Raw genomic sequence first — 22,758 nt, forward strand, 5'->3', positions numbered from 1 at the left:
TTTGAATAATTAACGATGATACCCCAAGTATAGTCTCAACCGAATAAGCTATCATCGGTTGAGACTCTTTCATTTTTACTTATCCAAAATTTTCGGTATGATTATCACCATGGCAATTCCTATAATAGCAATAAGGGTACAGTAGGCAACAGCTTTCCAAATCAGACTTGAATGTAATAGTTCGGCATTGACTATAATCATGCTGACGAAAAAAGAAAATAGGTCTACCAGTATGATAATCAAGATATAAAATGTCGTATATGGTATGAAAATATGGTTGTCGACCTTACAGATTTTCCGTTCAGTTTCATTACATTTGTATTGAATCTGATGAAGGAATTTATCAAGGACGATCTGCCCGAATTTTTCGGCTTGTTCCTGCGTTTCTTGGGTAATAACCAATTTATATTCCCGTATAGATTTTAGTAAAATTACCAGATTTACACTCATTTCATGCACATTGTCATTCAAGCTGACAAGTTCTTTTATATTCAGGTTGAGTAACTGTTTCTCTTCCTATAGAAATTCATTCTTGGGAATGGCTTTTATGGCTTCCGCTTCAGCCATTTCTGCGGAAAAGTCGAATTTCTTTTTCATGTTCAGTCATCGTTTTAATCCGGTTTTCGGTTCCTTTCCCAATAGGCGACTGGCAGCACGAGCGCATCTGCGTGCCCATTGTAAATCATCCTCGTCCATGTCTCTCTACGGAAGATCACTTTGTAAACTTTCACCGTCAGTTAACTGAATTTTTGACAATCATGATGAAATTATATATTATTGCTCAATATGTATAATATAATGTTTTAATTTGCTTTTGCTTTTAATTATTATATTTATCAACATATTTACTATCAATACATTATACAAGTTACTTTCCGATGCAAAAATTCTTAAAAATATTACCCAAAACTTCGTCGGTGGTAATTTCGCCGGTGATTTCGCCGAGGTAGTGGAGACATTCCCGGATATCCTGGGAAATGAATTCGCCGCTTAGGGTGGTATCGAGAGCGGTGGTAACTCGGCGAATAGCTTCGAGAGCGTGTATAAGGGCTTCGTAATGCCGAACATTACTGACAATGACATTGCCAAGAGCTTCCGTATTGACGGAGGAGGTCAACCAACGGACAAGGGCATCCATATTATAACCTTTCTTAGCAGAAATGGGAAGAATCGGTTCGCCGGAAATCTGAGTCTCTATCTCCTCCTTAACGGCATCCAGTACCTCCGTCTGATCCATTTTATTTAATAGAATCAATAATTTAGCACCGGGAGAGAGACGTTCTTTCACCTGCCGGTAGTAAGGAATAAACTGGTCGCTACTCCGGTTTACATCCTGCAAAAGCAATACGACTTTCGCCTGGGCAATTTTAGCAAAGGTACGTTCGATACCGAGACTTTCAACCGTGTCGGAAGTATGACGTATACCGGCTGTATCGATAAAACGGAATAGCATACCGCTTAAACTTATGGTATCTTCTATTACATCGCGAGTCGTTCCCTCTATATCAGAAACGATGGCCCGGTCTTCTTTCAGCAAAGCATTCAAAAGCGTACTTTTCCCGACATTGGTATTCCCTACAATGGCCACCGGAATGCCGTTTTTAATGACATTCCCGAGTGAAAAGGAGTTGCACAACTCGGCAATCATATTTTCTATTTTTACGGCAATAGCACGAAGTTCCGCCCGATCGGCAAACTCCACGTCCTCCTCCGAAAAATCAAGCTCTAACTCCAAAAGGGAGGTGATATGAAGCAATTCCGCACGCAATTTTATCAACTCCTTTGAAAACCCGCCCCGCATCTGATTCAACGCCATTTTATGAGCGGCAGAAGAAGAGGAAGCGATCAGATCGGCCACCGCTTCCGCCTGCGACAAATCCATTTTCCCGTTCAAAAAAGCCCGCTGCGTAAACTCGCCGGGACGAGCTAAACGAGCTCCACGGGAAACAAGCAACTGCAATATTCGCTGTTGAATATACACGGAACCATGACAGGATATCTCCACCGAATCTTCACCGGTAAACGAATGAGGTGCGTGAAAAACAGAGAGTAAAACTTCATCCACCAACTCCGTACCTTCCATTACACGCCCGAAATGTACGGTGTTAGGCTGTACGTCTGTCAATTTCTTAGCGGAAGGCGACAGAAAAATTCGGTCACATAAAGCGATAGCCCCTTCTCCCGACAACCGTATAACTGCAATAGCACCGCTTCCCGGTGCCGTTGCAACGGCACATATTACACTCTTATCAGTCATAATCTCTCTTTTCCGCAAAGATACGTTTTTTCACCGGAAGAGAAATAGCGGAAGTACAGTTTCCGGTTTCCAATCAAAAAAACATATATGGAGTCCGTAATTACAAAATTACCGAGATTAAATCATTGCAACAAAATCACAGAACCTTTATCTCACTCACGCGGTCATTTAATACTCTTTTCCCTCATCCCAAACCCATTTTATCGCATCGGCATACACTACCTGATTGTCCGAACTTCCCTTATCACTAAGCACGACAGAGGACACACCGGAGGAGAAATAGAACCGCCCCAAAGACAACCAGCCTCTCCCGGAGAAAGGTATCTCTATTTCCACTTCTGACTCTTTATCCTCGTGACTAACGGTATAGTATTGCTTTATAGATTCCGCCTTTCCCGTTCTTGTAATCATCGAAGCAGATATAACAGAGGCGCCACTTCCTTTGTATTGATATTGAGTTAACTGCATATTATCCGGAATATAGGCAAAAACTTCATAGTATCCCGCTTTATCTATTTGCACAGACCACTCGGCCTTACTGTTCCCCTCCCCGCTCTTCTTCATCCAACCGCTACGCACATATCCCCCGTATAGATCCGAATGAGTGACGAGCATCCACTTATTGGTAGCCATAAAATTATTGTATCTGATTTCGGATGTATCGGCGCTTTTAAACCATTTACGTATTGAACTATCGGAAGAAGAATCCGATATCCGGAATTCTTTCGAATCATTATCCACGATCAACTCCCCTGCTTCGGGCATAAAACGGGCAGTATCTATCCTTTTTTCTCCTTCTGAAGGCTCTTTCGTTTTTTGCCGATAATTCCGAGGAATGGTTATTATAGCGGGAATATTTCTGGAAATATTGGTATTCAATGTAGCCGACATGATATTGCCTTCACATATAACAACAATTTCTTTGGCCTCCTTAGATCTTACCAATACATTTTTACTCTTACTATTGTCATTCGTTTGACCGGCATTCATTATAACTACTCCACCCACGTTTTTCAACCGCGAGGGCATAACAACATAGTTAAGGGTAACCACTCCGTCCACATCACTATCGTTATATACACTTGCCTGGATACGATATCTCCTGTGACCGCGATCTTTATCTTTTGTTTCGATCTCTTCAATAAGACAATCCCGGATCAAAAACGCGGGTATTCGATCTACCGTATACCATTCGGGTAATACTTCCAGCCAATCCATCTTAAAATGCTTTACAAATTCCCGGTTAAAATCGGAAAAATCCACTTGCCGGTATTTATGTTGCTCCATATACCCGTTGATAAACTTTATCAATTCGGCAGAAGGCACGACCCTACCTAAATATTGTTTTTGCAAAACCGTCGCTTTCATACTTAACACCTGACGCAACACGTCCGAAGGGATCTCCGGATCTTCAAGGGCCTCTTTTACGCTATGATTCTCAAGATAACGAACGGCTCTCCAGTAGGAACTGCTATATACCGGGGTAAATTGCTGCTGTCCCTCTTCCGGTTTCATCAAACCATTCAATATCAAATTCATTACCGGATAATCGGAGGAGTATAAATAACCCGAATAACTAAAAAACATGGGAGAAATATCAAACAGATTACCGTTTAATCTATACCCTTTTATCCCACCTTTCCGGGGAAGACGCCTCATCAAAGGATTTCCTTCTCCGAACCATCCGTATTCACCCATAAACGTATTTCGAATAAATTGTTCAACCCACAAGCGTTCCATGGCGACCCAATCCAATTCCGTCCCTTTCATCATCCGTACGTTATTAGCGTAAGATCTGCTGGACCCTTTAAAATTCATACTGAAGAATCCCACGCCACGTTCCGGCAAAAAAACCATTTCCGGTTGAACTTGTTCGCTCCCTCCTCTTTCATCCCGATAATAAGAGGTGAAAGAAGCCGGGGCTTCTATGGCCATAAAACGGCGATAAGGATACCTACGGCCCTTTGCATCTTCTATCTTGACTTTCATATCGGATAATATCGATTTCATTGAGTCTTGCACATGACTTATATAGGCCATAAAATCATCATGCCTTTTCGCCACGTAAAGTTCAAAAGAGACCGAATCCGCTGTTAACGAGTATTTCTTATACGAACCGATACACAAGGATAATCCCGGCAAAGGGTTTTCGTTTCGAAAAATAAGTGTATCGCCGGATGGTTCCGGATCACCCTGAGACAATATCGTTTTCTCTCCCCAACCGACAACCTTTAAAACATAAGAGGCAAAATTTTTCTGAACATCATACCTATTCGTCAAATTCACAGGAGAAATACTAACCGGATACCACAAGCATTCCGGTGTCAGAAGCGTGTAATCCGGTTCGACCATCGCATACTTTTTCCCGGAGCGAAAAAGAGAGGAGCCTATGGTTCTGCTGTCGAATACCAGTTCGTCCGGCTGGTCGACATAGCAAATCGACTCGTCTATCCGTCCTCCGTAATCCAAAACATACCTCACGCTATCTCCACTTTCTATTTTGTCGTCCAAGATTAATACCTGATGATCCCTGGAAAAAGAGACCTCTTTTCCCTCTTTTAATATCTTGTCTACCTTCAATCCGGGGTTTAGGTACAATAGCACAGCACTCACCTCCCGATCATGAGGGTTTACCAATTGCATCTCCGTTGTCGCCTCTATGCGATCCCCCTTTTGTTTATAAACCAAAACCTGAGACTTTTGAGTCAACTTAGGGCGTGCTTCGTACCGGTTATAACTCCTCCGGTACTCTTCCCGGTCATGCATGGATCTCCGCGTAGAGGAAAACAGGACAAACCAACAACATACACCGAGCACAACCAGTATTGTCGCAATCATCCGTTGCTTCATTCTGAGTCCCGGACGATTTGGGATTCGCTGTAAAAAAGCAATCGAATAACCGATACAGCCCATTCCCAAGAATAACCACGTCAAACGTTGCCAAACTACAAAGCCCGACTCTGGATACCCCGCTATATCGGAATAGGTATTCGGAATGGTCGTACCTAAAAAATCATAAAATCCCCGATGAATATTGCTTAAATAAAACAGGGTCAGAAAAACAAACCCAAGCATAAAAAGAGTTGTCAATGCTTTATTACGCAAGATGCTTACTGTTAAAAAGGTTAATCCTAAGATAAACACCAAGGAAGGAAACAGAAACAATACCCAATATAAAGGATACAAGAAAGCATTAAAGGGAGCATCACTGAAAAAAAGGTTTACCATGACTCCCAAAAGCAGAGAGACAATTGCTAATCCCATGAATACTCTAACACTTCCCCAAACTTTCCCTATTACATAATCCGCATTACTCATCGGACGAGCATGGAGAATCTCCATCGTGTCCACTTTACGGGTTTTATTTAAAAGCTCTCCCGCCAAAAAGATAACAGTTATCGACAACGTGATACCGAAAAGATAGACATTCATATAAGGAACGTAAGAAGACAACGCGATTTGATTCCATGATGTCCATCGTACCATATTCCCCTGTACCAACAGCTGAAAAAAGGTAATCCCCACCAAAGAAAGAATGGCCAGCATCCTGAACAACCAGGAGCGTCTCAGTATCTTTGCCTCGTAACGGGCTACGGTATTTATATTATGAATATTCATATTTGTATGTATAGTTTAGAAGCTTATCCCAAAGTAAAATTCGATATCTATTTTTCTCCTTCATAAACCCATTTCACCGCATCAGCATATATCACCTGATCCGGAGTACAATTCTTATCCGTCAGAATAACCGACGCCTCTCCGGGAGAAAAGTAAAAACGTCCTAATGATAACCACTCCCGTTGAACAAAAGGAATTTCCAACTCCACCTCCGACTCGCTTCCATCATGACGAACGAGATACAGCTGTTTTATCGGTGTTTGTTTCTGAATCCCGAAAACAACACTATGGGATGCTTTGATTTGAACCAAAGACAACTGATTGGGGATATAGGCAAAAACTTCATAGTATCCGGCCTTTTCTATCCGCGTAGACCACTCCACTCTGGAGCTACCGTCTCCCCCTTCTTTCCTCCAACCACTTCGTATATGTCCCCCGTAAAAACCGTCATGAACGCTAAGGATCCACTCTTCAGCAAAAGTCGCTTTATAAAAATCTTTGTATTTCGTTGTATCGCTCGTTTTAAACCATCTGCGCAATTGATTACCGGAAGGTACGTTTAAAACACGAAAGCCGCTCGACTCGTTATCCACGATTAGTTCCCCCTCCTTCGGGAAAAAACGGGAAAGATCTATATCTTTTATACCCGAAGAGGTTTCCCGTGTTTCCCTACCAGAACCATAAGGAGAAAGGGAAATAACGGAAGGAAGATTCCCGGAAATATTCATATTCAATGAAACTTGCGCCAATTGTCCTTCGCACAGAATAATAATCTCTTTAGCCTTCCCGGCCTCCACCAAAACGTTTTGGCTCCGGTTATTCATATCTTCGCTGGTATATGCCATCATTACCGTTCCGGCCTCCATTTTGGGCATTAGGGAATAATTGAGCGAAACTACTCCATCCACATCACTATTATTATATATACTCGCTCGAATGCGATAACGCCTCTTGCTATAGTCCGGTTCTTTCATATCCCCTTCAACCGTCTCAACAAAGCACTCTCTGATTATATATGAAGGAACCCGATTGACCGTATACCATTCCGGTAATACTTTCAGCCAGTCAATCCCGAAACGTTTAATAAAGTCTTCGTTAAAACGGACAAACTCGACCTGTTTGTATTTATGCTCATCAAAATACTGCTTGATAAAATCATTGAATTCTTTCTGATCTATCGTCAAGCCAAAATATTGTAGTTGTAATATTAAAGCTTTTAAGTTAACAATCTGATATAAAACATCGGAAGTAAGCTCGGAATTCTCCAGAGCATCCTTTATACTATGATTCTTCAGATAATGCATTGCTTTTTTATAGGAAGTACTATATGTTGAATAAGCCGTCCCCTGTGATTTTCCCCGTTTTAACTGACCGTTCAATATGATATTCATAATCGGATATTCTGAAGAATAGATATAAGTTACATAATTGGAGAATAATGGAGAAATATCATATTGGTTTCCATTCAACTCGTAGTCAAAACTCATCTTACTTAGCATAAAACGTCTTTTAAGGGGATTCCCTTCCATAGAACTACCGTATTCGCTCATAAATGCACTTTGGACAAATTGTTTGAACGCCTGACGCTCGCCATCCAACATCGACCCCATCGTCTTATTCACTTTTTGCATCCAGGCATACCCTTCCAATGTTTTCTTAAAATTCATACCCCAGAATCCGACACCCCGCTCCGGCAAAAAAGCCATTTCCGGTTGTATTCGCTCACTCCCTCCCCGTTCATTCCGATAATACGAAGCGAAAGAAGAGGGACTTTCTATTACGATAAAACGACGATAGGGATATTTACGATTCATTTTCTCTTCCGTTTTATATTTCAAATCCGACAAAACAGACGCCATCGAATCTTGTATTTCGGTAAAACTGGACATAAAATCATCGTGTCCCTCCGCTATATAAAGCTCAAAAGAAACCGAATCCGCCGTCACCGCATACTTTTTATAAGAACCTATACACAGGGAAATTCCCGGCAAACGATATTCATCCTGGAAAATCAATGTATCACCCGAAGTTTCCCGCACACCTTGGGACAATACCGTCTTATCTCCCATTCCCACCACGTTCAAGCGATAGTCCGCAAAATTTTTCTGAATATCGTATCCGTTTTTCAGGTTTACCGGAGGTATCGATACCGGATACCAAAGACATTCCGGAGTCAATAAGGTGTAATCTTCTCCCACGAGAGCGTATCTCTTTCCTGAACGAAATATAGAAGAACCCGTCGTACGGGTATCGAAGATATATTTATCATCCACATCCAAATAACATATCGAACCGTCGATTCGTCCCGCGTATTCCAAAGCAAGTAAAAGAGAATCACCGGGAGCAACCCTCTCCTTTATTTCAATTACCTGATTATCCCTTAAAAAAGATAACTCTTGACTTCCCTTTGTCAAACGTTTTACCTCCAAGCCGGGATTCAAATATAGTACGACGGAACCAACCTCCCTGTCATGTAGGTTTACGAGTTTCAAGAAAGCTCGTACCTCTATTCCGTCTCCTTCCTGGCGATAGGTTATCGTTTCCCTATCAAGCGTCAATTTATCACCTGCATGATACCGATCGTAACTCGCCCGATAGGCGGAACGTCTCTCTCTCTCCTGATAATTAGAAAAATACAACATTAAACCGCATACGACACTCACGAATACGAACAAAGTCGAAAGACCGTGTTGTATTATTCTGCGCCCCGGACGATTCGGAATTCGTCGTAATAAAGTAACCGAATAGCCTGTAAGTCCCATCCCGAGTGATAACCAAACCAAACGTTGTAGTAATACCGAGCCCAGATTGGGGTAGCCTGTCAGATCCGAAAATGTATTGGGTATCGTCGAACCCAAAAAATCATAAAGCCCCTGCCCTCTTTCACTCAGATAAAAGATCGTCAAGAACACGTAACCCAATAAAAATAATATCGTCAATGCTTTATTACGAACAACACTCGTAATCCAAAAAGTCAATCCCAAGATAAATACCAACGAGGGAAACAAAAAAACAATCCAGTAAAAAAGATAGATAGACCCGTTAAAAGGAGCATCGCTAAGAAAAAGATTGACAATTCCTCCCAACAACAAGGATATCAAGGCCAAACCCATAAATACACGAATAATTCCCCAGCTCTTGCCGATAACATAATCAGCATTACTCATAGACCGAGCATATATGATCTCCATCGTGTCCAACTTACGATCTCTGTTCAAAAGCTCTCCACCCAAAAATACCACTGTCACGGCCATTGCCATGCCAAACAGATACAGGTTCATATAGGGAATGTAGGAAGACATGGCAATCAGATTCCATGAAGTCCAAAAAGTTAACTTCCCTTGAATCATGATTTGAAAAGCAATGACACCTACAAGAGAAAGTACAGCCAATACCCTGAACAACCAAGAGCGTTTTAAAATTTTTGCCTCGTAACGGGCAACCGTGTTGATGTTAGAAAAGTTCATAATCGTGCATTATTTTTAGGATTTCACCAAAAATAACGTTTTAATTATTAATACTTTGATAAAGAAAAGTTAATATGCAAAATTATCGATGATTTTCACAAAACACTATAAAATATTGTTTTTCTGTATATTACTAAATACAAATACAGCTATGATAAAAAAGAACTATTCAATTTGTTAAATTTACAAAATAATATCTACCAGATTTCGCTCACCAACTCTTTATTAAAACATCACTACTCTCCAAATGTTTTTCTTGTCTGCTCTTTCGTTACGAAAGAGTAATCATACTTCCATATCCCTGAGCTAAAAATAAGACCCGTATCTGCGATTTAACAAATTATCATACTCATAGAATATCTCCAGAATCGAATTCATAATTATACCCCATCTCTTCGTATATTCGATCCTCTCCGTATTTTACCCAATTATAATGCCAACAGACAAGAAAAATTCTACAAATAATAGATCATACTGGTTTCAGTCCAAAGAACATTCAAAATCGCATTAAAATATTTTACTTTTCGGGTACCTTATTTTCTCCGTTAAAAACCCACTTCACGGCATCCGCATATATAATCTGGTCATCGGCACTTCCTTGATCTGTCAGCACGACAGAGGCTTCTCCCGATGAGAAATAAAAACGTCCCAAAGAAACCCAGTCCTCCAACGATACGATCGCCGCCGAAACTTCCGTTTCCAGCCCATCATGCCGTACAATGTAATTTTGTCTCAACTCTCTATCCGAAATTGACGAGGGAATAAAAAAACCTCCCGGCAATCTCTCCACCCGTTGCAAACTAACGTATTTTGGTATATGGACTAAAACTTCATAATATCCGGATTTCTCTATTTTCACCGACCACTTCGCTTTAGATGCCCCACTCCCGCAATTTTTCATCCAACCGCTCCTTACCCGTCTCCCGTAGAAACCATAATGTGTCACTAGCGACCACACCCCCGACGCCATCATAACATTATACGTGTCATAAGTATCCGCAAAAGAAACAGGTTTCAACCATCCAGGCGTACGATCTCCCGTCGCTGCCTGCCATATGCTGAATCCCCCCGATTCGTTATCTACAATCCATTCTCCCTCCCGTGGGAAAAAACGGGAGACATCAATATCTCGTACCCCTGGGTCTGCTTCATGTGTCACCTTCCCAGAATATTCTATAGGGATTAAGGCCGGTATATTCCCGGAAAGAATCGTGTTCAAAAAAACCGATGTAGGCTTGCCTTCCGTTACGATAACAATTTCTTTCGCCTTTTTAGCTTCTATTAAAACGTTTTTCGTATACACCGACATCATTTTACTGTTACTCCCCATTTTCGGCCATTTCGCATAAGTCAATACAACCGCCCCCTCCACCTCACTTTCGTTATAGACATCCACATGGATTCGGTAACGCCGATCCACCGAACTCCTATCTTCCTTCTCTGCAATCTCTTCCACGCATGCATCTTGGATCATGAAAGAGGGTATCCGCTTTACCGTGTACCATTCCGGTAGTACTCTCCACCAGCTTATCCCGAATCGTTCCATAAATGCTTTGTCAAAAGAGGTAAAATCAATTTTCTCAAATTTATGATCCTCCCAATATTGTCTTATAAACGCATTAAAATCAAAATAAGAGACTGTCAGCCCCAGATAGCTTTCTCTCAAAGCAACAGATTTTAATTTTATAAGTTGATATAAAACATCGGACGTGACTTCCGGATCTCTTAAAGCTTCCTTCAAACTATGACTTTTAAGATAATTTACGGCCAATTGATATGAACGACTACCGACTTCGAGATTATCGATCCAACCCAATTGCACCGTATCCGCCCCGTTCAACAAACTATTTAACACGGCATCCAAGATCGGGTATTCCCGTGAATACAATTGATTCACATGATTATAAAACAACGGAGTAAGAGTAAACGGACTGCCACTTAACGTATAACTACCGTAAGAATAGGGCAAGAAAAGTCTCATCAACGGGTTTTCCTCCATAAAACTACCGTATTCCGATATAAATATATGATTTAATAATTGTGTCAATACACTCCTCTCTACATTTTCCATCTTTTCCTCATTCGTTATTTTCCGGTATGTCTGCTTATTTTTCGCCAAATCCATGTTTCTGAAACCGACACCCCTTTCCGGTAAAAAGACCATCTCGGGCTGTACCTTTCCACCACCTCCTCTCTCGCTTTGGAAATAAGCGGCAAAAGCAACCGGAGTCTCCACAATCATGAAACGTTCATAAGGATACTTTCTATTATTTTTCTTTTCAATTTTATCCCTAAACTCACGTATGATACCAGTCATAGAATCCTTTACCCAATTAAAATGTTCCATAAAATCATCATGTCCCTCCACGACAAAAAATTCATAGGAAACGGAGTCCACCCGCATTTGATAACGCTTGTAATCGCCGATACACAAAGATATTCCGGGCAACCGATGTTCATTCCTAAAAATTAACGTGTCGTTCGACTCGATCCGGTCCCCTTGCGACAAAACCGTGCGATCGGTCTCCCCTACTACCTTCAAACCGTATTTCGTGAAGTTTTTTTCCACCGCATAAACATCGGACGGATTTACCGGGGGAACTGAAACCGGATACCAAATACACTCCGGAGTGAGTAAAGTATACTCTTTCTCTAATATAGCGTATCTCTTACCAGAACGAAAAAGCTCAGAGCCGATATTCCATGTATTCGCCACGTAATCGTCACATAATTGAAGATAACAAATAGATTCATCTATTCTTCCGGAATATTCTACTTCCAAGTCCAATAAACCTTTTCCTTCCACCGCCTCATTAAGCACGATCACTTGATTATCCCTGTAGAAATCAACTCTCTCACCGTCTATGCATATCCGGCTAACCCGCAAACCGGGATTCAAGTATAGAAGCACCGGATTCACCGTTTCCTTGTATTCATTTTTTAAACGAAGTCGTGTCTTTACCGTCAACTGGTCCTCCTCTTGTCGATAAGTAATAACTTGATTACACTGCGTCAATTTACGATTCGAACGGTATTTCTCGTAAGTCGCTCTGTAGTCGTCCCGGAGAGTGACATTTCGATATTGCCGCATGCATAACGAAAAACCACAAATAAGCCCCAGTACAACAATAAATGTCGACACACCGAGGCCAGCAACACGCCCCGTTCGAATCGGAATGCACTTAAAAAAAACACCGGAATAACCGATAAATCCCATACCCAAAAACAACCAACTCAAACGTTGTAACATGACACCACCTAAATCCGAATAACCCGAAATATCCGATAACGTGACAGGCACACCCCCTCCTAAAAAATTGAAAAGCCCCTGGCAGTAGTCGTCCAAATAATATAGAGTAATAAAGATATATGACAACAACTCTAAAACAAGTAACGGTTTATCTGAAACCAAACCTGTACATAAAAAAGTAAGACCAATAATAAACACCAGGGAAGGGAACAAAAACACGATCCAGTAAAACAAATACATCCACCCGTTAAAAGGAGCATTTGTGAAAAAAATGTTTATAATAGCTCCCGATAAAAGGGATAACAAAGATAAAGCCATAAAGACCTGAATCATCCCACAAGCTTTACCGATCATGTAATCCGCATTACTCAATGAACAAACACACGCAGTCTCTATCCTATTCCGATCCTTATCCCACAGAATAACAGTAAAAAAAACAACAAGCACAGCCTGAACGATGCCGAATAAATAAACATTAAAATAAGGAACATAGGAAGATAACGCAATCGTATTCCATGAAGTCCATTGCCTTATATTACCTTGCACCAGCACCTGAAAAGTTGAAACACCCACTAAAGAGAATGAAGCAAGTAATAGAAATGACCAAGTACGCCTTAATATTTTTGCTTCATAATGAGCGACTCTTTTGATGTTAGAAAAGTTCATACCCGTACATTTTATTCATGAATTTGTCAAAAATAACGTTTAAATCACAAACATCATGACAAGATAAAGTTAACATTATTAATTATATATGATCTTATATAAAAATCATATATCAGTTTCTTAATCTCTTTCAAGCGTTGCCAACTAATCACGGAAACACCCGATCACAAAATCCTTTTATACAATCGTAAATAAATAACCCTCTGTGCCCGTCCCCGTGTGCTATAGAGTAAAGCTAATATCCCAAATTTTCAAGGAGTTTTTCGGAAGGCTCCAACGGCTTATTTTTCTGTCGGTTATCAAAATCCATATGCTCTTTGTAAAAAAGAATCGTTTCATCCGTTAAATTTGTAAAAAGCCCGTCTACTAAATTTCGCTTTCCGACCCCCGTTAAATCATATTCATTTTCCAAGTATTTTCTCATCTGCTCCTTCGTGTCGAAAGAGTACGCGTGTATTTGCATTCCCGAACTAAAAACAAGAGCGGCCATCCAGGGCTTTAACAAGTCATCGTACTTATTCGGTTCGCCCCCGATACTGGGGCCTATAATTACGGCCCCCTGTTTAATCGCGTAATCGACCCACTTCGCGTAAGTCTTCGGATCATCACTCTTCATATCGGAATCCCCTAACCACAAGAGCTGACAGGTAGGGATCAAACGGGGAAAAGCTTCCCGCAATTTTCGCAACGATTCCTGAGAAAAAGTCTGCAAAATTACGCGTGCCGGAGTATTGGCAATCCCCACTTTTCCTTCCACTATTTCAATCGATTTCAGAGAATCCTTATCGACGGCATACCATCCCAACCGCTCCAATTCATTTCGCAAATCCCGTTCTATTCCGGGAAACAAGCGAGGTTCTTTGGTCTCCGGGTAGATTCCGGGACGATTCCCGCTATCTGCCGGATCTTTCTCGTACTGCATGATAATTTTCCCATTTTCTTTCCGGTAAAGACGCTTTCCGGTCGCATCCCGCAATATTCGGTTCCCCTCCGCAATACGGATTACATCTTCCAAGGTTAAAATATCCAATCCGGAAAAACCTCTCCTTGCCCGTTCCGGATAGGCCTTATTAAACCAGCTCCCGGCATCCAGCGTCAATAACTCTTCCAAGGTAAATTCAGATACCGGAGCATTTTTCCGCTCCGGGAATTTCTCGGCTATATCCGTTGTCCGTTGCAAATTTTCATCGTGCAAGGCTAACAAATACCCGTCTTTTGTCCGTTGTATATCACACTCCAAATAATCACCTCCCGCATTCCGAGCCCAACGCATGGCTGCCTCCGTCTCTTCCGGGGCCCAATAGGTCGTACCACGGTGTGAAATAACAATATCACGGGGCAGATATGCCAATACCTCTTTCTGCTCTCCGGATAAGGAAGTAAAACCCTTCGATGCGGAAGAACAGGAAACAACAGGAGTAAATAAAACAAGCATAACCGATAACATTAGAAATAAATTCATCTTTATCCGAATTTGTTCCAAACAAAGATATTTTATTTTTACGAATCTCACTCACGTCAAGTTCAGTCATCGTATAATTTATGATTCAGAACCTACTATCATTTTTGTACAATCGAAACATCGAATTGGCACGTTTACCCCGTCCCCAAGTACTAAGAAGAAAGTGCCTTCTCGTAAAGAGAAGACACTAACCCGACAAAAACACACCACAACTCTTTTATTGAAAAATAATTACAAATTAATCAGATATCTATTTTATTTAATTTCTTACTCACTAAATCCTTTAATCACAGCATCTTTTCATTCTTTAATCGTCAAGCGCTGCCAATTTATTTTTTATAAACGCTTGCATCTGGGGGCTCTTCAATTGAATGGCTAAAAGATAGGCTTGATTGTAACACTCTTTTGCCTTCTCTTTATCTTTCAATATAAGGTAACAATCCCCCATGGTGGTAATCACCTGTCCCTGGTTATCCGGCCCAAGTTTATAACCTAACAATTTTTGTAACCATTGGATACATTGTTCGGCTGCATTTTTGGTAATTTTCCCTCGCGTAGGCCCCATCAGATTCATCACCGTCCCATAGTATTCGTTCGGACCGGCATCCTCCCCCATCCGTTCCAAAAAAGCATTTTTAATTTTCACGTAAGCATCCGGATCTTTTTTAGCATAAATCTGGTAGAGGGCATCGGCCTCACTCGTCAATACGTCATATACCGGAATCTTACGAGTTTTTACCAGATCAAAAAACGGTTTCAGATCTCCGTTTACCCGATCGATCTCCTCTTTATACCCCAAATCTCCTTTCATGGCCAGTTCATTGATCAAAGAACTCTCGTAAGTCACGATATAGTTAGCCAAGATCTCCAAGGGGATTACAGCCTTAAACTCCTCCATACGCTTTACGATAAGATTGAAAACGGTATTATTTTTTTCTATTTTCTGATTGTAGGCGGTCACAATCCTGAAATCTTCGGTATTAATCAAATCGGCGGGATCTTTAACTTTTACATAGGAATCAAACAACTTTTCCACCCGACTTTTCCATAACTCGGCCTCCTTTCCTTGCTTCCCCCGTACAAAATCCGGAGCTTCCAACAAAATGGATTGTTGAACGGTCAGATCGCTTTTGTTCTTTTTATACTGTTCCCACAAGGCTTCAAAAACAGGAGCTTCTCCCAGGGCCTCCTTCGCGTCACGCAACAAACGGGTTGCCGGTATCAATCCCATCACCCGTTTTAACTCGTTACCTTCTTTATCCAGAAAAACCATAGTCGGCATCCCCGTAATCTTGTATTTTTTAGCCAACTCTTTCTCTTTATCCACATCTACTTTACAGGAAACGAAGCGAGTATTGAAATAATCACCCAATTTCTTATCCGGAAACACCTCGGCTGACAACTGCTTACACGGGCCGCACCAGGTTGCCATAAAATCGACAAAAATAGCCTTATTTTCTTTCTGGGCCTTTATTAAAGCGGCATCCAAGCCCCCCTCTATAAATTCAATACCCTGCCCGAAGGCTGATGCGGCCAGAAAAGCAACTACCGCCGTCAAATAACATTTTATCCATTTCATTCTTTTATTTTTTAGCGTATATGATGCTGTCCGTCAATTTCGCAGATAGCATCATACGATTATTAGTATTCAAAACATTAAGGCTCGACGATAAAGGTAAAAGCATTATTTACCACCTGAGTATAACCGGGATTGGTCAACCGTACGGAAATCACGTAACGCCCCGGAACAGCATCGTTATCGATAGGAAATAGCATCGTACCGGCTCCTCGGATCGACAAATTTTCTTTAAAATAACGAATAGCTTCCTCTCCAGCAGTCGAAGTGATGTTCTCGATCGAAAAAACGATCAACTCGGTACCCTCGTACCCCTGCATAGCCAGACTAACCCAAGGAGCCCGACTTTCAATACGAATAGAATCCAATTGCGGGTCCAATGTTTTGCGGATCACCATGGTATCCGGAAGATATCCGGCATCTTCCGTTAGAAGGTAGCCGATCGTTTTCTGGTGACAACTGCATATCAGGAGCAACAAGGCACTCCCTATGATTAACTTCATCTTCATATCTCTTTTCCATTTAAATTAAAATTACATATCTCCTAAAGTAAAACCGTAATAAAGAGAGTGCACCACGCAATGATCCGGTTCTATATTGCTGGAGGCTATAAAAATACGTTTCCAACTGTAAACCGTGAATCCCTGTATCTGCTTCGCTCCTTTTTCCGGCAAACCGCCATACGTCCCGCGGATCGTAAACAACCACACCGTCTGGCCGCTCAGCGTCGTGTAATCATCACCCCCGGTTCCCACTCCTATAGGCTCTCCCTGCTCTGTAGGGCGTCCCGCCGGAATATCGTCCAAATAGATCTTTCCTTTAAGCAAATGCTTCAATAACACGTCTTCACACCATTCCGGATCCAAATCGGATACCTGCTCATACCCGTTTTGTATCAAATACCGACGAACGGAGTGATTGGTCGGTCCTAAAAAAGTAATCTCCGGAAACTCCGGGTCTTTTCCCTCGAAAATACGAACCATACGAGGTCCTGCACGACGAACTAAAAGTACCGTGGAATCCCAATCATACGCATTCGCTTCCATGTACTCCAACAGGCTTCCGTTAAAACGCCCGTTACTCAATCCCGTGTCGATATAGTTATCCTTCAGGCAGGAAGCCATCAATACAACGACACTTATTAATCCTAACAAACGATATATTTTTTTCATAATTTATTACTGTATCAATTTATTACTGTATCAATTTATTCCAATACGTATTCTGTCGCATCAAATTATTGTTCACGAAAGCTCCGCCAAATACGGGATAATAAAGTGCGCCGTCTTTCAACTCTTCATCCGTCAACCTTCTATACGTTCCCGATAACTCCCGCCGCACGTAATCCCAACCGTTTCGCACCGCATCGTAATAGCGATGATCCTCAAAAATCAGCTCTTTTTCCCGTTCTTTGAAAATAGCATATTGTAAATCTCCTTCCGCAACCGAATAGTCGTGATTTCGATTTCCGTATGCCCGTTCCCGTATCCGGTTCAGATCTTCGGCCGCACCGGCTTTCCCCTGCCGAGCTCTACATTCAGCCCTTAACAATACGATATCAGCCAATCTCCAGATTACCTTATTCATATCCAACCCGCTGAACATCGGTTCGGCTTCATAATCATTCTGTTTGTAATAGGGAGTACGAAATTTATTCACGAATGCCTTTTCGATCATTCTGTTGTCATATAATCGAATGATATCGGACGGCAAGGTATCCACGGAAGAGGTATCGATCGGGATCGAATCCTGGGGCCAATCCGTTGAATCTTGCAAACCACCAGTCGTGTCCGAAGCCCGGGCAAGCACCCGGTATTTCCCTCCTAACGAAGCTAAGTTAATTTTAAAGAAAGGCTTTTCGTTCAAGTCTCTTTCCCCGGAATAATGTGCCTCGATTTTACCGTCAACACGTTTCAAGTAAATCGTATCGGCATCCAATGCCCAAAACCAGCTATCGCGGCGTAAATCTTCCCAATCATACATATCGTTTACGGTCGTTTTAAAAATTTCCGCGTAATAAACCCAATTCGGTTCAGTCTCCCGATCCAAACGAACCGGCCAACCGACATATTGCGTACCGAAATAGGGAGCACGCTCCATCCCTTCCTGTATGGAACGGAATATCTCAAAAATACTCTCTTTACTATTGCGATACATTGTTTTCTCCGCCACGAGTTCGGGATTCGACTCCAAATCATAAAAACCGACCTTTCCGTCAATGATCATGGAACAATACTCTTCCGCTTTTTCCCAATATTCCGGTTCATTTAAAACTCCCGCCCGCCAGGCACAAATATGAGCCAATAAAGCGGCGACAGCTCCCTTCGATCCGTATTGCTTCAAAATACGGGGATTTCCGGCATAATCCTTCAACTCTTCAAAAATCGGCAAATCCATGGCTTTCAATGCTAACTCTTCGGCTTCCTTCAGCACCTCCGCTACAGGGCTTTTAGCCAACGGGGTATATTTTTCTCCCCTGATAATAGGCACCTCACCCCAATCCCGTGCCAGAAAAAAATAACAGAGTGCTTTCGCAAAATAGCATTGTAACAAATAAGGTTTCAATTTCTCTTGCGAAAACGGGAAACGATGCGCGTTATCCAGAATTAAATTCGCCTTATCGATCGCATAGTAAAAAGAGGTCCATACAGAATTTTTATAAGTATCCGGACGCAAATTCAAAGCATTGTAATAATCCGGAAAACTGGTAGTATCCATAATTGCTCCCGCTATCGCGTGAAACCCGGGACCACCTAACAAACAGGTTCTGACCTGATCCATCAGGGCATTTAACAAAAATTCCGCATCCTGTTCCGAATCAAAGTAATTGTTGAAGGTGACGGAATTTTCCGGTCTCACGTCTAACATCCCCGTGCACCCCCAACAACAGGAAAGCACGATCAATCCGATCCCTATGTATTTTTTCATCATGTATTAAAAATTAAGCGTTAAACCTAAAGTCCATTTTCGAGGTAAAGGATAAGCCGTCCCACCATCCAATCCGCTATAAATATCCACCACTTCCGGATTTCCGCCGGAGTAATTACTCCAATAGAACAGATTTTCGCCGGTAGCAAAAAAGCGAGCCCCGGAAAAACCGATTTTTTCCATCACTTTTTTAGGCATATTATATCCTATGGTCAACTGTTTCAAACTAAACAAATTTACCCGCTCCATTTTAGAACGTACCTGGGGATAATACGGTCGACCTATCGCCGGCATATCCGTTTGATCCCCTTCTTTCTGCCAGAAGGTCAGTTTCCTTACATCCGCAAACACGGGCCCGTCCGTATCCGACAAAGAAGCATTTCGCATATTGATCATCTTGCGCCCCAAGGAATAATTGAATAAAATATTCAGATCGAAATCTTTATAGGTCAACTCGTTTACCCACCCTCCATACACCAAGGGCAAAGCCGATCCCAAATAATACATATCCTTCGGCTGTATATCGTAATCTCCGCTCGCATCCGAGATCCGCTGGGTACCGAGCAAACCGCTGACACCCGTGTAAGCTCCGACGCCACCTAAAAACAATTTATTTCCTTTAATATCGGTATAAACGGGTACCTCTCCCTCATTTTGATAATACCCCGTATCGTTAAAAGCGTAAATAGATCCCAAGGGACGCCCGATTACAAAACCGCTATATCCTCCCCCGATATCTTTACCGGTATAAGTCTTTTCCAATCGACTCCAATCCCTGGAAACATTCAGTTTCATACGCCATCCCAATTTGCTGGATCGTAAAATATGCGCTAACAATTCCAATTCGATTCCCTCGTTGGAGACCTCCATCGCATTCTCATCCCGATCTTCCGCACCCCATAAAGTTCCGGGAAGGATCACTTTGTACAAAAGGGAGCTGGTATACTTAAAATAGTAATCCATTTTCACGCTCAAACGGTAATCGAACATATCCAAATCCAAACCGATATTGTACTGACTGGATTTTTCCCAAGTCAAATTAGGACTAACGGGCTTACCTTGAATTACGGAAGGATTACCGTTAAAAGAAGTACCTGTCACAAATAAACCGTAAGCCATATACTCACTCGTGAATATTTGTCCGGAAGTCCCGTAGCTGCCGCGCAGTTTTCCCCAGTTTAACCAATAGGCCCACCGCATAAAAGGTTCTTCCGAAAAGGCCCATCCCAGAGCAAAAGAGGGAAAATTGGCCCAACGGTGATTCTCGCCGAAAGTGGAAGATCCGTCCCGACGGAAACCGACCTCGACCAAGTAACGTTGTTTGTAATTATACCCCAAACGCCCGAAATAACTGACCATGGTCTTTTCCCTGAAATCCGAATTATAGGAAGTCGTTGCTCTCCAGTCGGGATTTGTTTCGGTTCCATAATTGAATATAGGATTATAAGGAGGCGAATAATAATAGATCTTATCACTTGGCCCCCGCTTCCCGAAACCGGCGATCAGAAATTGTTGCTCTTTGTTTACGTTCAATCCTATTAAAAGATCGAAATTATGAGCCTCGTTGATGCTCTCTCTCCAATGCAACAACTCTTCCGTTTCCAACCGTACCGCTCTCCCGATCGAGCCATCCGACATGTTCTCTTTCTCGTCCGGATTCAATACGGAAGGTTTAAACTGATTTTTATTTCCCTGGGCATAATCCACGCTTCCGGAAGCCGATAAGGTTATCCCTTTCCAAACGTTGTACTGTACCAACATGCTGGCCATAGCCCGGTAATCATCTGTTCTGTCTCTCTGTAGATTGATATTTTTCAATAGTTCATCCTCCGCCAGCCCATCGTTCGGAAGAGTCGTACTCTGTTTCGACGGATCCACGGTAATCCCCTCGTACCGTCTCGTTCCTCCCATCCCATTATCCCTGCTGATACTACGATCCACGTAGGAAAGCATCACCCGGGCATCCACCCGTATCTTTTTCGTCGGTTGGGTTTGTAGATTGATCAACATATTGGCCCGCGAATAGTCAGAATTCAGCATGATTCCTTTTTCGTCGTACCATCCGGCCCCGATCATATACTGAAACCGTTCCGATCCGCCGGAAACCTGTAAATTGGCATTGACTACTTTTGCGGTACGGAAAATATGTTTCCACCAATTGGTCGAGTTATTATAAAACGGATTCAAACTATCTTGCAATACGGGGTTACCCAAAAGATCCGGTCTACCGTCTACCCACCATCCGTCATAAGTCCCTCCGCTTAAATACACCGACTCGTAAGAAGAAGGATAGTACGTCAATTGTTTGTTCCAATCATAACCGGTTGCCAGCTTATTTCGCATTACCTGATTACGAAACCATCGCTCCATACGGCCGCCTACTTGTAACGGATATTCCTGTACCTGAGAAACAGAATAAGAGATATTCGCCGTAAATTTGGTTGTACCGGCCTTTCCTTTTTTAGTCGTGATCAAGATGACCCCGTTACCGGCCCGGGAACCATAAATGGAGGCGGCAGCAGCATCTTTCAAAACCTCCACGGATTCAATCATGGCCGGATCCAAATCGGCCAACGTATTCGTTCCCGTAACGGGTGAAACAAAGGAGTGCATCGGGACCCCATCGACGACCCACAAAGGTTGTCCGTCACTGGCCCCGTCGACCAATAAGGAATTAAATCCCCGCACGGCAATAACCGAAGCACTGCCCGGTGCTCCAGATTGTTGAATGATATTGACTCCCGCCAAACGTCCCTGCAACATATTCACGATACTGGCCGTCGGTAATTCCTTCATCTCCTCAGCCTTCACGGAAGAGATCGCCCCTATGACCTCCCTTTTATTCTGCGTTCCGTAGGCCCGAACCACCACTTCTTCTAAGGCGGCCACATCCTCTTCCATAACAACGCGAAGCGTATCGTTTTTTTCAGTGAAATCGACCTTCTGTTTTTTATAACCGATAAAAGAGAACTCCAACGTTCCTTTCAAAACGGGTAAGGTAATGGCAAACCACCCCTTCGTATCCGTCGACGTTCCTAAACTCGTGCCGAGGAGTCTTACCGTAACTCCCGGCAAAAGTTCATCCTTTTTATCCCGTACCCACCCCCGGATCGTAACCGACTTTTTTTCATCTTTCGCAACAGCCTTGATAACAAAGACTCCTTCAATTCGCTCGTAATCGAAGGCCGTACCCGACAAAACTCGTCGCAACGCATCTTCAACAGGTACATCTTTCAAAACGATATCCTTACAGGTAATTCCGCGAAGACCGCTCACGTTATAGAGAATCTTTACTCCCGTTTGATCCTTAATCCGGGTCAATACTTCGATCAACGTGGAAGACTTTACATCGAGGGTTACGGTCTCGTGTTGGGAATAGACGGCAGCCGATGTCGAAATCGTCAACCATACCATCAGAATAAGACTCAATTTCATCACTAAAATTGTTTTTTTCCATTTAGCCGGCAATTTCCATCGGTCCGGTAAATTTTTTTTCATAAATTTGTCATTCATGTTACATGTTTTTAAGATATG

10 protein-coding genes and 2 pseudogenes are annotated in these 22,758 nt (G+C 42.3%); all 12 read right to left on the reverse strand.

All coding sequences use genetic code 11. The annotated features are described in order from the left end of the window. Positions 1–75 precede the first annotated feature (75 nt). The 12 genes and pseudogenes from NVS78_RS09630 to NVS78_RS09685 all read right to left on the reverse strand — a co-directional run bounded on the left by NVS78_RS09630 (position 76) and on the right by NVS78_RS09685 (position 22,737). Positions 76–597, reverse strand: a pseudogene (locus NVS78_RS09630) (hypothetical protein). Positions 598–603: 6 nt separating this feature from the next. Then, a pseudogene (locus NVS78_RS09635) lies at positions 604–732 on the reverse strand (relaxase); the annotation flags it as partial. Positions 733–868: 136 nt separating this feature from the next. After that, on the reverse strand, positions 869–2,257 hold the full coding sequence (gene mnmE / locus NVS78_RS09640; protein ID WP_286359020.1) for a tRNA uridine-5-carboxymethylaminomethyl(34) synthesis GTPase MnmE: 1,389 nt from the start codon (positions 2,255–2,257) through the stop codon (positions 869–871). 168 nt (positions 2,258–2,425) lie between these two features. Next, the gene (locus NVS78_RS09645; RefSeq protein WP_286359021.1) at positions 2,426–5,875 is read right to left on the reverse strand and encodes a golvesin C-terminal-like domain-containing protein; all 3,450 of its coding nucleotides are present in this window, start codon (positions 5,873–5,875) and stop codon (positions 2,426–2,428) included. A 47-nt stretch (positions 5,876–5,922) separates the two neighbouring features. After that, positions 5,923–9,342 (reverse strand): golvesin C-terminal-like domain-containing protein, encoded by a 3,420-nt coding sequence (locus tag NVS78_RS09650; RefSeq protein ID WP_286359022.1) that lies wholly within the window; start codon positions 9,340–9,342, stop codon positions 5,923–5,925. A gap of 517 nt (positions 9,343–9,859) precedes the next feature. Next, positions 9,860–13,258, reverse strand: coding sequence for a carbohydrate-binding protein (locus NVS78_RS09655; protein ID WP_286359023.1), 3,399 nt, complete (start codon positions 13,256–13,258; stop codon positions 9,860–9,862). Positions 13,259–13,493: 235 nt separating this feature from the next. Further along, positions 13,494–14,720, reverse strand: coding sequence for a glycerophosphodiester phosphodiesterase (locus NVS78_RS09660; protein ID WP_286359024.1), 1,227 nt, complete (start codon positions 14,718–14,720; stop codon positions 13,494–13,496). Between the two features lie 307 nt (positions 14,721–15,027). After that, complete coding sequence (locus NVS78_RS09665) at positions 15,028–16,299, reverse strand: thioredoxin family protein (protein WP_286359025.1); 1,272 nt, start codon at positions 16,297–16,299, stop codon at positions 15,028–15,030. Between the two features lie 77 nt (positions 16,300–16,376). Then, entirely contained in the window at positions 16,377–16,805 is a 429-nt protein-coding gene (locus tag NVS78_RS09670) for a hypothetical protein (protein WP_286359026.1), read from the reverse strand. 24 nt (positions 16,806–16,829) lie between these two features. Continuing rightward, positions 16,830–17,468, reverse strand: coding sequence for a hypothetical protein (locus NVS78_RS09675; RefSeq protein ID WP_286359027.1), 639 nt, complete (start codon positions 17,466–17,468; stop codon positions 16,830–16,832). A gap of 22 nt (positions 17,469–17,490) precedes the next feature. Then, complete coding sequence (locus NVS78_RS09680) at positions 17,491–19,227, reverse strand: RagB/SusD family nutrient uptake outer membrane protein (protein ID WP_286359028.1); 1,737 nt, start codon at positions 19,225–19,227, stop codon at positions 17,491–17,493. Between the two features lie 3 nt (positions 19,228–19,230). Continuing rightward, entirely contained in the window at positions 19,231–22,737 is a 3,507-nt protein-coding gene (locus NVS78_RS09685) for a SusC/RagA family TonB-linked outer membrane protein (protein ID WP_286359029.1), read from the reverse strand. Positions 22,738–22,758 lie beyond the last annotated feature (21 nt).

This window comes from Gabonibacter chumensis, assembly GCF_024741215.1.
Taxonomy (GTDB): Bacteria; Bacteroidota; Bacteroidia; order Bacteroidales; family Marinifilaceae; genus Gabonibacter; species Gabonibacter massiliensis.

Bases quoted from the DNA above. Each gene is read 5' to 3' on its own strand.
- mnmE (WP_286359020.1), bottom strand. From the start codon at position 2,257: ATGACTGATAAGAGTGTAATATGTGCCGTTGCAACGGCACCGGGAAGC.
- NVS78_RS09645 (WP_286359021.1), bottom strand. From the start codon at position 5,875: ATGAATATTCATAATATAAATACCGTAGCCCGTTACGAGGCAAAGATA.
- NVS78_RS09650 (WP_286359022.1), bottom strand. From the start codon at position 9,342: ATGAACTTTTCTAACATCAACACGGTTGCCCGTTACGAGGCAAAAATT.
- NVS78_RS09655 (WP_286359023.1), bottom strand. From the start codon at position 13,258: ATGAACTTTTCTAACATCAAAAGAGTCGCTCATTATGAAGCAAAAATA.
- NVS78_RS09660 (WP_286359024.1), bottom strand. From the start codon at position 14,720: ATGAATTTATTTCTAATGTTATCGGTTATGCTTGTTTTATTTACTCCT.
- NVS78_RS09665 (WP_286359025.1), bottom strand. From the start codon at position 16,299: ATGAAATGGATAAAATGTTATTTGACGGCGGTAGTTGCTTTTCTGGCC.
- NVS78_RS09670 (WP_286359026.1), bottom strand. From the start codon at position 16,805: ATGAAGATGAAGTTAATCATAGGGAGTGCCTTGTTGCTCCTGATATGC.
- NVS78_RS09675 (WP_286359027.1), bottom strand. From the start codon at position 17,468: ATGAAAAAAATATATCGTTTGTTAGGATTAATAAGTGTCGTTGTATTG.
- NVS78_RS09680 (WP_286359028.1), bottom strand. From the start codon at position 19,227: ATGATGAAAAAATACATAGGGATCGGATTGATCGTGCTTTCCTGTTGT.
- NVS78_RS09685 (WP_286359029.1), bottom strand. From the start codon at position 22,737: ATGAATGACAAATTTATGAAAAAAAATTTACCGGACCGATGGAAATTG.